At 63.0% G+C, this 15403-nt stretch carries 11 protein-coding genes; 7 read left to right on the top strand and 4 right to left on the bottom strand.

What is annotated here, in order from left to right:
* Nucleotides 1–414 precede the first annotated feature (414 nt).
* Nucleotides 415–1446 carry a DUF4192 domain-containing protein gene (locus tag ACQCS0_RS07405; protein ID WP_426940145.1) on the top strand — a complete coding sequence of 344 codons (1032 nt, stop codon included), beginning with the start codon at nucleotides 415–417 and terminating at the stop codon, nucleotides 1444–1446.
* 89 nt (nucleotides 1447–1535) lie between these two features.
* On the opposite strand, the gene ACQCS0_RS07400 is transcribed toward ACQCS0_RS07405, so the two are convergent.
* The 3 genes from ACQCS0_RS07400 to ACQCS0_RS07390 all read right to left on the bottom strand — a co-directional run bounded on the left by ACQCS0_RS07400 (nucleotide 1536) and on the right by ACQCS0_RS07390 (nucleotide 5710).
* Nucleotides 1536–3194: a phosphodiester glycosidase family protein gene (locus ACQCS0_RS07400; protein ID WP_426940144.1), complete on the bottom strand. Its 1659-nt coding sequence runs from the start codon at nucleotides 3192–3194 to the stop codon at nucleotides 1536–1538.
* Nucleotides 3195–3338: 144 nt separating this feature from the next.
* Nucleotides 3339–4337 carry an agmatinase gene (gene speB / locus ACQCS0_RS07395; RefSeq protein ID WP_426940143.1) on the bottom strand — a complete coding sequence of 333 codons (999 nt, stop codon included), beginning with the start codon at nucleotides 4335–4337 and terminating at the stop codon, nucleotides 3339–3341.
* Entirely contained in the window at nucleotides 4334–5710 is a 1377-nt protein-coding gene (locus ACQCS0_RS07390) for an MFS transporter (RefSeq protein WP_426940142.1), read from the bottom strand. Before ACQCS0_RS07390 ends, speB begins: the two co-directional genes overlap by 4 nt.
* A 173-nt stretch (nucleotides 5711–5883) precedes the next feature.
* Here ACQCS0_RS07390 and ACQCS0_RS07385 point away from each other — a divergent pair, with 173 nt between their 5' ends.
* The gene (locus ACQCS0_RS07385) at nucleotides 5884–7374 is read left to right on the top strand and encodes a PucR family transcriptional regulator (RefSeq protein ID WP_426940141.1); all 1491 of its coding nucleotides are present in this window, start codon (nucleotides 5884–5886) and stop codon (nucleotides 7372–7374) included.
* A 100-nt stretch (nucleotides 7375–7474) separates the two neighbouring features.
* Here ACQCS0_RS07385 and ACQCS0_RS07380 read toward each other — a convergent pair whose 3' ends face one another.
* Nucleotides 7475–8233, bottom strand: coding sequence for a FadR/GntR family transcriptional regulator (locus tag ACQCS0_RS07380; RefSeq protein ID WP_426940140.1), 759 nt, complete (start codon nucleotides 8231–8233; stop codon nucleotides 7475–7477).
* A 260-nt stretch (nucleotides 8234–8493) separates the two neighbouring features.
* Between ACQCS0_RS07380 and ACQCS0_RS07375 the strand changes: the two genes are divergently transcribed.
* The 5 genes from ACQCS0_RS07375 (at nucleotide 8494) to ACQCS0_RS07355 (ending at nucleotide 15403) form a co-directional block, all read left to right on the top strand.
* Complete coding sequence (locus ACQCS0_RS07375) at nucleotides 8494–10119, top strand: ABC transporter substrate-binding protein (protein WP_426940139.1); 1626 nt, start codon at nucleotides 8494–8496, stop codon at nucleotides 10117–10119.
* A 139-nt stretch (nucleotides 10120–10258) separates the two neighbouring features.
* Nucleotides 10259–11215, top strand: a complete 957-nt coding sequence (locus ACQCS0_RS07370) for an ABC transporter permease (protein ID WP_426940138.1) — start codon at nucleotides 10259–10261, stop codon at nucleotides 11213–11215.
* Nucleotides 11212–13182: a dipeptide/oligopeptide/nickel ABC transporter permease/ATP-binding protein gene (locus ACQCS0_RS07365; RefSeq protein WP_426940137.1), complete on the top strand. Its 1971-nt coding sequence runs from the start codon at nucleotides 11212–11214 to the stop codon at nucleotides 13180–13182. The genes ACQCS0_RS07370 and ACQCS0_RS07365 overlap by 4 nt, the downstream gene beginning before the upstream one ends.
* Nucleotides 13179–14234: an oligopeptide/dipeptide ABC transporter ATP-binding protein gene (locus ACQCS0_RS07360; RefSeq protein WP_426940136.1), complete on the top strand. Its 1056-nt coding sequence runs from the start codon at nucleotides 13179–13181 to the stop codon at nucleotides 14232–14234. Before ACQCS0_RS07365 ends, ACQCS0_RS07360 begins: the two co-directional genes overlap by 4 nt.
* A gap of 62 nt (nucleotides 14235–14296) precedes the next feature.
* Nucleotides 14297–15403 (top strand): Gfo/Idh/MocA family protein, encoded by a 1107-nt coding sequence (locus ACQCS0_RS07355; RefSeq protein WP_426940135.1) that lies wholly within the window; start codon nucleotides 14297–14299, stop codon nucleotides 15401–15403.

The raw sequence follows: 15403 nt of genomic DNA, 5'->3' as shown, positions 1-15403 counted from the left end.
GTGCGTTTAATTCCAACGCAAAGGCAAGTGGCGTTGTCGACCGCGCCGAACTCACCCTCGAAACGCGCTCGGCGCGCCGCGGACACCATAGGATTCGCGCCGATCTATAGGGCGTCATGCCGCGCCAGCCAAAACACTCCATGAATGACCAGAAGAATCTTCGCTGTTTGTCATTCTGATCCCCATCATCGCTGGGCGGGTCCTCCGCGCAACCAGGGCGCCATGCGCCGATCCCGACCCAAAAATTTCGTTCGGCGCTCATCCGTCGCTTATTTCCTCGCGAAATTTTGGCTTGGGCCCGGTTCCCCAAGTTGCACTCCGGCCCCTCATCCCCAGCGGGGACTCCGCTATCAGAACGACGCACACATCTGACAGGCACACCCGGTGCCCGCCAGGCGCTGAAGGAGAAGGAACATGGAAACGCTCACCATCAAAACCCCCGCCGACGTCCTCAGCTTCATCGGACACACCCTGGGCTTCTGGCCCCACCAAAGCCTCGTCTGCATCACCCTCTCCGACAACCACGTCGGGGCCACACTCCGCGTCGACCTGCCAAAGCCAGGAACTGAAATCAGCTACGCACACATGGTCGCCGGCTACCTGGCCCACGACGCCGCGGCGGCGAGCGTACTCTTCGCCGTCTACACCTCAGAAGCCCAGACCGGCCAAAAGCGGCCCCACGCCGCCACCATCGCGGCCCTGACAGGCGCCCTTGCCGAGTCCGGAATGACAATCCGCGACGGACTCCTCGTCGGTGACCACACCGTTTCACAGTACGACGGCGACCCCAAGGACGGAATCAGGCTCCCCTTGAGTGCCACCCAGTCGAGCCAAATCAACGCCGAATTCGTCTACCGCGGGAGCACCATCGAGCCGACCAACGCAGTCACGCTGCCAGCATCCACCAAAGAGACTCAGACTTTTGATGCGGTCGAGAGGAGAGTGCTGGAGATCCAGGGAATGAGACCCGGAGACGCCATGGACCAGGCCCGGAGCCTCTGGGCGGCGATGTTCTCGGCGGCCTCCACCTACCCGGACCTGGAGGAAACTATCGGCCTGATCGCGAACCTGCAGTTTCCTGCCATCCGCGATCAACTCATGGCCGACATCCCCGGAATCGACGAACCCATGGACAAGGTCCTGCTCGCCCAGACGCACAGCAAGCCGCAATGGTCCCGAGTTGAATGGGCAGAGCAGCTGCTCGTCCACGCCTACACGCACAGCGCCACGCAGCACTCGGCTCCCGCCCTGACCGCCATCGCCTTCATCAACTGGTGGGAAGGCCGGGGCAGCAAAGCCCACCAATTCCTGGAACTCGCCCTCGAAGCCGACCCCGACTACCGCCTCGCCAGGCTCAGCGACCAAATGATCGGCGCCGGGATGGTGGCTGGCTGGAGCATGGACAAGAGCACGGCGTACCAGAACCGAGGGCTCGAGGCCTCCTGAGGAGAGGACCCCCGAATGCGATCACGGCGAACCGTATTTCCCAGCCCCACCCGGACGATCCAGGGTTACTTACCTTGCTCGGCCTGATTTTATTCTTTCTCAGGCCGACCAGGCAGCACGAGAAGGGCGTCTCCAACACCTCGTTCTGTTCCACCCGACGGGCTGTTCAGCACGTTCCCTCCGGCAACCGCCGTCGTCGATCCTCCGCCGTCCGGATTCATCGCCTGGACCATACCCAAGGACATGGCGACATCGGCTTCCTCTTTCAAACTCAAACCCAGCGATGCGGTGGATCGTCCGTCAGCAGTCACCAATAACGTCCTGCCCGCGGCATCTGTACCGGCGAACGTTCGAGGATTCCGCTTGTGCACCCATCCGTAGTAGAAGCTGTTGCCGTCGTTGGGGTGGACCATGCCGTCCCGTTTGACCGTGACGTCCTGGCGGCCGTCTTTGACCAGCAGGGGGCCGCCATTCACTACGCTGGTGGCCTTGTTCGAGCGGAGAGTCTTTCCGTTCTCGCCGACCAGGTCTGTTCCGATCTTGAGCTTGGCACCGACCGGCGCAAGGGTTCGCAGCCTCTCAACGTCGGTACCTGTTGCCTGGAGGGTGTGACCGCCAACAGGCACCGCCGTGCCACGGGTTTCTGCCACACCGGTGACAATGTTGCCAGCGTCCACAGTCACCTCGAGGCCCGGACCAAAAGGGGTGGACGGCCCGAATTCCGGAGTGAACGTGACGAGCTCGTTGGCATTGGTGCAGGTAACGTCATGCAGCGCCAGCGGTGTAGGAAGGTCGTTCGCTCCCCCGCAGTTGCGGATCAAACCTGGCACCCGGTCGACGCCATCCAACGCCAACTGGCCGGTCGCAGAAGAGAGCGAACCGGCCCAGGAAAGGCGCTCGATACTGGTGCTGTTCTTATTGCCGTCAATGATGAGGGCCGGACGGTCTGCAACTGGCTCGCTGAGCGTCGTGCCCCCATACACGCCGACGCCGGCGGGATCACCTTCAGCGCCCGCCTTAGGATCGAAAACGAAGAAGCCTGCGTTCACAGCGGCGATCGCGCCGGCAGCGGACGCCAGCTGGCTGGTCGTTTCGCGCTTTTCCAGGTCCGGGCCGAAGGACGCGGTGAGTTCGCCACGGTAGTCCTTCGGGTCGATAGTGATGACTTCCAGGTTCCAGGGGCCGCGGGTGTCCGCACTCGTGCCCAAGTCACCGTCCCAACCGGTGTAGGTCGTTGACGACTCGAACCCTGCAGCTTTGATCTGACTTACGACGGCGGCCCCATCGGCTTTCGCCGCGAACTGTCCGGCACGCACGCGGTAGCCTAAGTCCCCGCCACCGTCCGCGAGTTGCGGGGACTGAACATGCTCCACGCGGGAGTCAACGCCTGCTGCTTTCAGCTTCTCGACAGTGTGTTGTGCGGTGGACTGGCTCGAGAGCGGCGACGTCGGTGCGTCAGCGTCCGGTGAATCGGAGGGGATGGCAACCTCTGCAGTCCAGGACAAAGACGAGTCAGCTCCCCCGCGACTGATCTTGGTCAATGTGACGCCCGGAGCGAGCGTGCTGACTGTCCGCTGTTCTGGAAGGTCTGCGGCGCCCAGATTCAGATGGATGGGCTGGTTGCCGGTGCCGTCGTCGCGGGGATTGTCGTCAGCGCTGGATGGGCCGGCCTGGCCGATGAGTGCAGAACAAAAGGCCAGAACCAGGCCGCCAGTCATGGTAGTGCGGAGCTTTACGGGGGATTTCATTTATCCACCGTAGGGAGCCTGACAGGCTAAAAACGCCCATTCCTAGCTTGGCAGGGGCCTGTTCCTCGAACCTTTGCGCGCCGTTCACCTGCTTGAACGGTTGCAGGCCGCCGGCGCGCCGGCGGCCTGCAACAGGTCGTTTGACTAGACGCCGGCGACTTCCAGGGCTTCCTCGCCTCGGATGGTGGCACCCTTGGAGCGGTTCACCATCAGGCCCAGGAGGTCAAAGACCAGGGTTGCGGCTGCGAGGGTGGTGATGTCCGCGTGGTCGTAGGCGGGGGCGACCTCGACGACGTCGGCTCCGACGATGTTGATTCCGTTCAGTCCCCGCAAGAGGGCAAGCAGTTCGCGGGAGTGCAGGCCACCCATTTCGGGGGTACCGGTGCCGGGGGCATACGAGGGGTCAAGCACATCGATGTCGATGGAAACGTAGACCGGAGTGTCGCCCAGCCGATCCTTGACTCGCTGGATTGCGGCCGGGACGCCGATAACATCCAAATCCGAGCATCGGATGATCTGGAAGCCGAACTCGTGGTCCCGCAGGAAGTCGTTCCGGTCATAGACAGGCCCACGGATACCCACGTGCATGGACTTGTCCTCAACGAGCAGTCCCTCTTCGAAGGCCCGGCGGAAGATCGTGCCGTGCGTGATCGGCTGGTCGAAGTAGGTGTCCCACGTGTCCAGGTGAGCGTCGAAGTGCAGCAGGGCAACGGGCCCATGCACCTGGTTCAGTGCGCGCAGCATGGGAAGGGCGATGGTGTGGTCACCGCCGATGGCGATGAGCCGTTTGTCGTCGCTGATCAGGGGCCGTGCCTGCTCTTCGATTTCGCGGACTGCGCGGGTGATGTCGTAGGGCGTGCAGGCGATGTCGCCGGCGTCCACCACCTGGGCCTCGTATACGGGCTCGACGCCGAGTTCGGGGTGGTAGCCGGGGCGCAGCAGCCGGGATGCTTCGCGGACTGCGGCGGGCCCGAAGCGGGCGCCGGGGCGGAAGGAGGTGCCGCCGTCGAACGGTACGCCGACGATGGCAATGTCGTAGTCCGGGACCCGGTCGATTTGAGGGAGCCGGGCGAAGGTTCCGAGGCCGGCGTAGCGGGGTACCTTCGTTGCGTCGACGGGCCCGATTGGCTTGTGGGTGGTCATACCAGTGTTCCTTCTTTGGTGGTTGCCGGGGTTACCGGCCTTTTGTCAGTTGTGAGTTCGGCGAGGGACTTGTTGGCGGTTTCCGGTGCCAGTAAGAAGGTGGCCACCAGACCTACCAGGGAGATGGCGGCGCCGATGAGCAGCGAGCCTGCTGCGCCGAAGCTGAGGATGGCGACGGGCATCAGGTAGGTGCTGGCTGCCGAGCCAACGCGGCTGATCGCCGTGCCGAAGCCCACCGCCGTGGCCCGGACCTCCGTGGGAAAGAGTTCGTTGGGGTAGACGACTTCGAGGAAGCTGGACGCGCCGGAGGCAAGGGCAAAAATCGCCAGGGCGATGAATAGCGGGCCGGCCTGGACATTCGTGATGAAGGCGGGGATGGCCAGGGCCACCACAATAATGCCGAAGCTCCACAGGAGCAGCTTCCGGCGGCCGATCCTCTCGACGAGCCACAAACCGGGAACACCGCCCACAACGAACAGCATGGAGATCAAGAAGGATCCCCCGTAAAGGTTGGCGTCCCCGGTCATGCCCATGGAGGCCAGCAGGTCCGGGGCGAACGTGTAGACCGCGAAGAGCGGGATCACCTGGGCAGTCCAGAAGATGGAGACAAAGAGGGTGCGTTTCCATGCCTGGCGCCTGAAGATGTCCAGGAACTTTCCTTGCCTGGCCGGACCTTCGCTGTCCGAGGCAATGTCGGCGAGGCTGTACTGCTGGCCGTAAACCTTTTTGATGATGGCTTCCGCCTCGTCACGGCGGCCGCGGGAGAGCAGCCAGCGCGGGGACTCAGGAGTTCCGAGCCGGCAAAGCAGGGTGACGACGGCGAAGATCGCCGGGCTGCCAACCATGATGCGCCAGACGTCGGGACCGGTGTCGCGGAGCAGGAATCCGACGGCGTAGGCAGTTGCCGCGCCGATCGCCCAGACCACGAAGGTGGCACCCAGGAGACGTCCACGGTGCTTCTTCGGGAGGAACTCTGCAAGGAGCGAGGTGGCGATGGGGTAGTCAGCGCCGATGGCAGCGCCCAGGAGGAACCGGCAGAGGACAACCTGCCAGACTTCGGTGGCGAAGGCGTTCAGGCCGGAGAACACTGCCAGGGCGATGAGGTCGGCGATGTACATCTTGTGCCGGCCGATCTTATCCGTCAGCCAGCCGAAGATGGCCCCGCCGAAGAAAATGCCGACCAGGCTCGCTGCACCGATCATGCCGATTTCCACGGTGCTCAGGTGCAGGCCGGGGGTCATGGTGATCAAGGCGATTCCGATGATTGACAGCGCATAGCCGTCAATGAAGGGACCGCCTGAGGCGAAGAACGTCAGCTTCTTGTGGAAATTTGTAAGCGGGGCGTCATCAATGAGATTGCTCGTTGCGCTCATTGCAAACCCTCTCTGTTGAAGGCTCTTCGTTGAGCCGGGAAGTAAGTGACTTAATCATGGGTGACCGGCGTCACCCGGCATATTCGTCAATTAACTACAAATGGCAAACACGGCTAGACATTTGTATAAACTCGTAGTCACCGTCCCCCGCACCAACCAAAGGAACTCTGTTAGTGATTACTGTTGCCGAACTGATCGCTGAGCCTCAGCTGGGGTTGAGCCTGATTGCGGGTTCCAAGGGCCTCGGGAACCGCATCACGTGGGCACACACGTCGGACCTGCCCCGGCTGTGGGAGTGGGTCACCGGCGGCGAAATCATGATGACCAACGGACTGTCGATTCCGGCCGATGCCGCCGGACAGGTGGAACTCGCTCAGTCCCTGGTACGGGCAGGGGCCAGCGCTTTAGCTGTGGGCGAAAAAATGCACGCTCCTCCGCTGCTGCCTGAATTTATGGAAGCGTGCAACGCACTCCCCTTACCTGTGATCAACGTGCCCTACCCTCTGCCGTTCATCGCCATTGCCCGTTCGGTCGCCGAGTCCTCGCTCCTGGAGGAATCCCGCAGACTGCGGCAGACGGCCAGGATTTATGACCTTCTCCGTCTTGCCGGAGCGAACAACTGGCAGACCCTGCTGAACGGGCTGGCAGCCGAGTTGAATTCTCAGCTGTTCGTGGTGGATCGGCGGTGTCTGCACCCGTGGCACCCCGACAGCGAGGCGTTGCCGACAACTCTGGCCGCAGAGCTGGGACATCTCGTGGGGCCGGCCCAGGGAGCGGCGAAGAATTTCCAGTGGCACCGGGTCCTTGACCAAGACGTCCTTCTTATGGAAATTCCTACGCATGCCAACGCGCTGCTGGTGGTCCTGCCCGCGTCCGATCCGCACCCCGATGCCGTGGTTTTGCTCCATGCGGCGACGGTCCTCGGCCTGGAGTTGTCGCGTACCGTTCTGGGGTTGGAGAACCGGCTCCGGCTGGGATCCGAGTTCCTCCTTCAGGCATTCGACGGCCGATACGGTATCAAGGATCTGGAAAGTCGGCTGTCCGAGTTCGGCATTCCGGGGCAGGAGTTTCTGGTCGTCTCCATGTCCACAAATGCAGGACAGCACCTGGCCAACGCACACTCGAATCTGTGGCGCCACGGCTTCCCAACCACATGCTTGGAGAGACACAACAAGCTCCACATTCTGGTGTCCAAGGAGTGTTCCAACGAACAGCTACTCCATGCGCTGCCGCCCGGCACCATGATCGGGGTTAGCACGCCGGCTACCCCTACCGGCATTCAAAGCGCTCTTCAGGAGTCACTATGGGCCCTAGGAACAGCAGGCAGCAACAATGAGCAGCTCGTGCGATACGCCGAAGGCCCATCCTGGCTGGGGTTGACCAGCCACGAAGAAGGACAGGCACTCGTCCAACGGCTCCTTGGCCCGGTTTTCGAATATGAGCGAGGACGCCAGCCGGATCTGATTCTCACTCTGAAAACGTATCTGGACCTGCAACGCTCCTGGCAGAAGACGGCAGCGGCCCTATTCACTCACCGGCAGACCATCATTTACAGGATCCGGAAAATCAGTGAGCTGACTGGGCTAGACATGACCGCAACATCCGCCCTGGCTCAACTCTGGTTCGCCCTTCAGATCCACGAAGCGATGGAGATTCGCGAGTAATGTCACCGCTGACCTTCCCGCGTACGACGGCGGCCCCGCGGAAAGGCTTGAGGCTCCCCTTGAGTGCCACACAGTCAAGCCAGAGGTATCAGCGGAACGATTAGGCGCGCGCCTGGCCAGCCCGCGGACCATTGGCCTGCTTCTGAACCTGCCCTCGCAGCGGCTCATAGCGGTCCAGAATGGCAGCCTGATAGCGCCGGCCGCGGGAGTGGAGGGCCATCTCGTACATGGTCCTGTGGGTTTTGGCCGTCTCCAGCAGCTCTTCCTGACTGGGTGTCCTGATGGTGTTGGCCACGGTGGTGTGGACTTCCCACAGGGCCGTTCCAAGTTGGGTGGCAAGCTTGTTGCCGGCGTGGCCCAGCAGCTGTTGGTGGAAACGCTTCTCCGCTGCCACCACCCCCGCCGGATTGTTGGCCGCCGCATGGGTGTCCATGGCGGCCAGCGTTTCTTCAATGGCAGGGTCGGGGGTCTGTGCCAGCCCGGCCATCACATGGTCCGTCAGTGCAATGTCGAAGGCTTCACGCAAGTCAATGAGGTCGTCAATGACTTCCAGATCGCCTTGGCTGCTGAGGAGCCCCTTGAAGATCAGGCTCTCGATGGTGCCGGCAAATGACATCTGGCCAACAAACGTTCCGTGCCCGTGGCGGATTTCGATGATGTCGAGGGCGGCAAGCGTCCGCAGTGCTTCCCGCACACTGGAACGGCTGGCGCTGAGGATTTCCGCCAGATCAGTCTCGCTCGGCAACGGATCGCCAGGGAGCATGTGCTTGTCAAGGATGTAGCGCTTCAGCCTGTCCGTGAGCGTCTCCCGCTCAGTCGCGGGCGCAGCCCAGCCACCGGCGTCTGGGTGAGTGCTCATGGTGTCGTCTCCTCGCATCGCATCTTCCCATCTTCCGATGGGGCGTTCCTACCGTACAGCTAAGTACACCACTGTCCTACGTCTTCCAACTAGTCCTCAGACGTACGAGGACCGATGAACGAAGAGAATCGGCCATTTTTAGCCAATTTATCGATTTCCCTTGACGTGGATCACGTTAATCATCAACGATAGGTCCTACATCGTCAGACTTCTGGCGGTAAGCACCTCGGACCACCAACACCTCAACCCGAAGGAAAAGCATGCGTGACGCAGTCGAATACCGTGGCCTAGACCGCCGTGCGTTCTTGAAGTACACCGGCCTTATGGGCACCGCCGCCGCCCTGACCGCAGGGGTGGCCGCCTGCGGCGGACCCAAGTCCAGCGGATCCGTGGCCGGCAGCGCAGCGGCACTCGACCACATTGACGTCGCCATTGGCTATAACAACAACAGCAGTTGGGACCCGCTGAACACGGGCTCTGCCTTCGCCATGGCAGCCCACAACCACATCTATGAGGGCCTCTGGGACGCCGAAGCCGTCACACGAACCCCGTACGCCGCGCTGGCCAGTGAAATGCCGGCGGATCTGAAGGCCACCGAGTGGACGGTCAAGCTTCGCCCTGGTGCCACGTTCCATGACGGAAAGCCGGTGACCGCGGACGACGTCGTCTATTCCTTCGGCCGCGTCCTGGACACGAAAAGCAAGGTCCTCACGAACGCCTTCTTCGCCTCATGGCTGAACGGCGTTACCAAGGTCGATGACACCACGGTCAAGATTTCCATGAAGTTCCCGTTCGCGTCGGCCATGCAGCGGTTCTCCATTGTGAAGATCATGCCCAAGCACGTCTTCGAGTCGCAGAACGCTGATTTCCTCAAGCAGGGCAAGAACGCCATCGGCTCCGGACCGTTCAAGGTCAAGGCCCACCAGGACACCTCCTTCACCTCGTTTGAAAAGCACGACGGGTATAACGGCTCCCTGAAGCCGACGTTCACCTCCATGCAGTGGAACGTCTCGGTGGACGCCGCGGCAAGGGTTGGGCTGCTTACCTCAGGCGCCTCCGGTGTCCAGATTGCGGACAACATCCCACAGGACAACATTGACTCCCTCAAGGGCAAGGGCCTCACCGTCGAGGGCGTGGACAGCATGAACCTGCTGGGCCTGGTCTTCAACACCAACAAGGCGCCATTCAATGACAAGCGCGTGCGCCAGGCACTGCGCATGGCCATTGACACCCAGAAGCTGATTGACGTTGCCATTGCCGGGAAGGGCACGCCGTCAACGTCCTTCCTGCACACCAAGAGCCCGGAGTACCACAAGGCAGCCACCCAGTATGCCTACAACCCGGACAAGGCCAAAGCACTTCTGGCGGAGGCCGGCGTGAAAAACCTTTCGGTGACTCTGCTCTCCACCAACATTTCCTGGACCAAGGTGGCTGTCAACACCATCAAGGAAGGTTGGGATGCTGTGGGCGTGTCCACCACCCTGGACGTCGAGGAGACGGCGGCCTTCAATTCCAAGGTTGCAGCAGGGGAACCTGTGGACGCGTTGACGTTCTCCGGCAACCCCAACCAGTTTGGTGCCGATGCCGACTTGAACATCCGCTGGTTTTACTCGAACTCCAACACGTTCCTGCCCTGGAACAAGTGGGGCGAGACAGCGGAATTCAAAGCACTGGACGCACAGCTAAACGCTGCCATCCAGGCCACGGATCCGGCGGACCACAAGGCCAAGACCAATGCTGCCCTGGACACGATTGCCGATGAAGCGGTGATCTACCCTGTGATGCATATGCAGCTTTTCACGGCGTGGGATCCCAAGAAAATGGACAGCGTCAAGGCGCTGGACATCCCTGGCGTGAACCTTCTCAAGGCCACCCGCACGGCGTAGAAAAGGCGCCCCTCATCGTTTGCCGAGGCTTTGGTAGGACGGACCCCCGGCAAACAACAAGTGTTTGCCGGGGCCCCGGTGGGCCTGGGTCCCGGCAAACACCCTTCCTTCCTTCCCCTCAAAGGAGCCCGTAGTGGTAATGGTTCTAAGACTGCTCGGACGACGTGTCATCTCGCTGGTGCCGCTGGTTCTGGGCATCATCCTCTTTGTCTTCACCGTCATGCAGTTTTCCAAGACCGACCCCGCCGTGGCTGTCTTTGCCGACGCCCCCGTCTCGGCAGGCCAGCTGGAACAGTTCCGGGCCGAGCACGGACTCAATGATCCTTTCTTCGTCAAGTACTTCGTCTTTGTGGGGCTTATCCTTCAGGGTCAGTTGGGTAAGAGCCTGGCTACGGGCGAAACCGTGGTCAACATGATCTCCACCGCCTTGCCGCTGACGATGCAGCTGACCTTCCTCGGGCTGATCATCGCCCTGACCCTGGCGCTCATTCTTGGTACGGTCTCCGCCATCTACCGGGACTGCTGGCCGGACCAGGTCATCCGTTTCGCCACACTGCTGGGCGTGGCCGCGCCGTCGTTCTGGATCGCCCTCCTGCTGGTACAGTGGCTGGCCATCGAGAACCCGATTTTCCCCGCCAGCCGCTACATCAATCCGGGGGACTCCCTCTCGGGCTGGCTGCAAAGCATGACACTGCCGGCCGTGTCGCTGGCATTCCCCATAGCCGCCCAGATGACTCGCATCATCCGCACGTCCATGGTCGAGGAACTCGACAGGGACTACGTTCGCACTGCCCGGGGCGGCGGCCTGCACCCCGTCGTGGTCGTAGGGCGCAACGTCCTGCGCAACGCCCTCATTAACCCTCTGAATGTCCTTGGACTGCGGGTGGGCTACCTCATGGGCGGCGCCGTCGTAATCGAGCAGATGTTCAACCTGCCGGGCATGGGACAGATCATGATCGATGCCGTGAAAAACAACGAGCCAGCCATCGTCCAGGGTGCCGTTCTCACCATCGCGTTGGGCTTCGTAGTCATTAACCTCATCGTGGACATTCTCTCCATGATCGCCAACCCCCGCCTGAGGAGCCACTCATCATGAGAAAGCAGCTCACCGCCCGCCTCTCGCGTTCCGGCTTCAAGCTCGGACGCCTCACAGTCTCCGGCTGGATCGCCGTCGTCATCATCACGCTGGTAACCCTGGGCGCGGCCCTCGGTCCGCTGCTCATCGCCGCGGACCCGAATCTCCAATCCGTGGCCACCGACAAGGCGCCCAGTTGGGAGCACCCCCTAGGCCTGGACGGCCAAGGACGGGACCTGATGGCCCGGCTGGCCACCGGCGCCCGCTGGTCCCTGGCCATCGGGCTCGGATCCACCCTGCTCGCCCTGGTCGCCGGCGCGGCCATCGGCTCCATAGCCGCGACCAGCCGCAAGGTCGTTGATGAAGTGATCATGCGCATCCTGGACATCATCATGGCATTCCCCGGAATCGCCCTGGCCGCCGTTCTGGTAGCCGTCTTCGGCCGCGACCTGCCGGTGCTCATTGCGGCGATCGGCTTCCTTTACACACCCATGGTGGCCCGCATCGTCCGCGCCAACGTCCTGGACCAATACGGCGAGGACTACGTCGCAGCGGAAAAAATCATCGGCGCCAGACGCTTCTTCATCATCACCCGCCATGTCGCCGTCAACTGCGCCGCACCGATCCTGGTTTTCTGCACCGTGCTGGTGGCGGACGCCATCGTGTTCGAAGCATCACTGTCCTTCATCGGCGCCGGTGTCCAGCAGCCCTACGCCTCCTGGGGCAGCGTTATCGCCGAGGGCAAGGAACTCCTGATGCTCGGCGGCTGGTGGGCCACCACCTTCCCCGGCCTGCTGATCTTCCTGACGGTCGTGTCACTGAACGTCCTGTCCGAGGGCCTCTCGGACGCCCTCGCCGCCCCCTCAGCCAAAGCCTCCAAAGCGGCCAAGACCGCGATCAGGGCCGAATTTTCCGAGGTCGCCGAAGCCCGCTCGGCCGCCTCCGCCGTCCAGTTGCCGGGTCTTACCGCTGCAGCGGCCCGCATCAGGGGCCGACTCAAAGACTTCTCAGGGTTGGCCCCCGTGCTGTCAGTGAAGGAACTGACCATCTCGTTCCCGGACCGCCACAACGGCGTCAACGTCGTCAACGGCATCAGCTTCGAAGTACGGCCCGGCGAAGTCCTGGGCCTGATCGGCGAATCCGGCTGCGGCAAGTCGCTCACCTCGCTGGCCATCATGGGTCTGGAACCACGCGGAGCACAGATTGGCGGCTCCATCCTCTTTCAAGGTGAGAATCTGCTCCACATGAAACCCGGGAAGCGGCGGGCGCAGATGGGCCACGGCATCTCCATGATCTACCAGGACGCCCTGTCCTCGCTCAACCCGGCGATGACCATCAGGTCCCAACTGGGGCAGTTCGTCCGCCGCGGCGGCAAACGCAGCTGCGAGGAACTCCTGGAACTGGTGAACCTGGATCCGCAGCGTACCCTCAAAGCATTTCCACACGAACTCTCCGGCGGCCAGCGCCAGCGGGTGCTCATCGCCATGGCCCTCTCCCGCGAACCGAAGCTCATCGTGGCCGACGAACCAACGACGGCATTGGACGTCACAGTCCAGGCCCAGGTCATGAAGCTGCTGTTGCGGCTCAAAGACGAACTGGGCTTTGCTCTCGTGCTCGTCTCCCACGACCTCGCCCTGGTTTCCGACATCGCGGACCGGGTAGTCGTCATGTACGGCGGCCAGGTCGCCGAATCCGGCGCCATCGACGCCGTCGTGGGCCAACCCGCACACCACTACACCCGCGGTCTTCTCTCCGCGGTGCTATCCCTGGAAGCAGGGGATGAAAGCCTCACACAGATCAAGGGCGTGGTTCCCTCCCCGGCGAACTTCGCTGCCGGTTGCCGCTTCGCTGACCGCTGTCCCCTGGCCAGCGCCGTCTGCCACACTGTCGAACCCCCTGTGACCCGGAGTGAAGAAGACCACTTGGTCGCGTGCCATCACCCGGCCGTCGAACTCGACGAACTGCTGAAAGAAAAGACCCTGATATGAGGACATCCCCAGGCACACCATCCCTGCCAGACGCACACACCCAGGCCGACACTCCAGTCCTCGAGCTGAAGAACATCCACGTACGCCACGCCATCAAGGGCTCCAGCCTCTTCGGCAAAGAGACCGTGTACGCCCTGACAGGGGCCAACCTCAGCGTCGCCGCCGGGGAGACCATAGGCATCGTCGGCGAGTCTGGCTGCGGAAAATCGACCCTGGCGAAGACCATCGTTGGCCTGCAGAAACCCTCCGACGGCACCGTCCTGTTCAACGGGGCACCGCTGTGGGAGATGTCCGCCGAGCACCGTCGCACCGAATTCGGCCGCAACGTGGGCATGATCTTCCAAGACCCATCCACCGCCCTGAACCGCCGCCTGCCCATCCGCCGGATCCTCCGGGATCCGCTGGACGTCCACAGTCTGGGCAGCGGTGCGTCCCGTGAGACCCGTGTGCGCGAGCTCATGGACCTCGTGGGACTGCCCCCGAGTGCCGCGGATGCGCTGCCCACCCAGCTCTCCGGTGGCCAGCGCCAGCGGGTTGCCATCGGCCGCGCCCTGGCGCTGGGACCCTCACTGCTGGTGGCCGATGAGCCCACCTCGGCCCTGGACGTCTCGGTCCGCGCCCAGATCCTGAACCTTCTGCTGCGCCTGAAATCCGAGATGAACCTGGCCATGGTCTTCATCTCCCACGACATCCAGACCGTCCGGCGCATGAGCGACAGGATCGTCACCATGTACCTGGGGCGGATCGTGGAGGAGGTACCCTCGGCACTCACCCCCGGCGGCGTGGCACACCCCTACACCAAGGCCCTGCTCTCGGCCACGCCAAGCATCCTGGACGAAATCAACCCCATTAACCTCGAAGGTCCCGTGCCCTCCGCGGTCCGGCCGCCGTCCGGCTGTCCCTTCCGCACCCGCTGTTGGAAAGCCACGGCCGAGTGTTCGGACGAAATGCCGCCCCTGACTGTCCGGAGCAAGCAGCCCCTTCACACCTTGCGCTGCTTCCACCCCATCGGCACCAACGACGCCGCCCCCGCCGCCCCGCTGTCGGCCTAGGCTCCCCCGTCGCTGTTGCCGGACATTCAAACCCTTCTGAACCTTTCTAAAGAGGCACCTTCATGAGTCATTCCCACGTTCCCATCCGCGTCGCCGTGCTTGGCTCCGGCTTCTTCGGCACCACCCTTGCCCTGGCCTGCAGAGACGACGACGCCTTCGAAGTCACCGCCATCTGCGACCTGGACTCCACATCCGCTGACGAGCTGGCCCGGCGAGTCGGCGCGCGCACCCTCTCGGACCCCTCCCAGCTGGCTGCCGCCGCCGACGTCGACCTTGTCATGATCGCCACCCCGAACCACACCCACGCCGCGGCGACCATCGCCCTGCTCAATGCAGGCAAAAGCGTCTTTGTCGAAAAGCCCCTGGCCATTACGGGCCCGGACGCCCTGGCCGCGGTCGAGGCTGCCGGTCGAAGCACAGGCCTGCTGCTGGTCGGACACGTGGAACGGACCATGCCTGGCATCAAGAGGATGTACCACGCCGCCCGCTCAGGCGAACTGGGGACACTGCTGGAAGGATACGGCAGCCGTTCCCGGCTGATACATGTCCCGCAGGGGGCAGATAACTGGTGGAAGCTCGACGGGGCCCGCACCGGCGGGGAACTGCTCCACGAAATCCATGAACTCGACCTGCTGACCTGGATCCTGGGCGACCCGGTCGAAATCCGGGCAACGGCAGGGGCCCCCCGGCCAGCCGGCGGCCCTCCGGAGGACAGCGTCCATAAGACCACCTTAAAGTTCGCCTCAGGCGCCGTCGCCTACCACGAGCTGTCGACCTCGGCCCACGTGGCCGACTGGCGGTTCCGCATCTCCGGCACGTTGGCAGCCCTGGAGGCCAATTTGAGGACCGGGGTCGTCAGCCAATACACCGACGGCCAAGTGAGCGCCCAATGGGGCATCTTTGATTCGGAGCAAGCCAACGCCTCGCTGCGGGACTCAGCCGAGCGGAAGCAAGCCTACAACGCCGCCGGAGCAACGAGCCCGCTGTGGATGCAGGCGGCCGTGGAATGTGAGCTTGCTGAGATCGCAGCCGCAATGCGCGGGGAGGAAAGCGTGCTGATCGAGGCGCCTGCCACCGCAGTGGTAGCCGGCGCCGAAGCCATGGCCCAGGTGGCAGCTGCCCGTCAGGCGGCCGCACATGCTGCCTCAGATGCACTCGCCGGAGTCTGA

Origin of the sequence: Pseudarthrobacter sp. S6 (assembly GCF_050156575.1) — a bacterium.
Taxonomy (GTDB): Bacteria; Actinomycetota; Actinomycetes; order Actinomycetales; family Micrococcaceae; genus Arthrobacter.
This window is presented reverse-complemented; position numbering and strand designations above follow the sequence as displayed.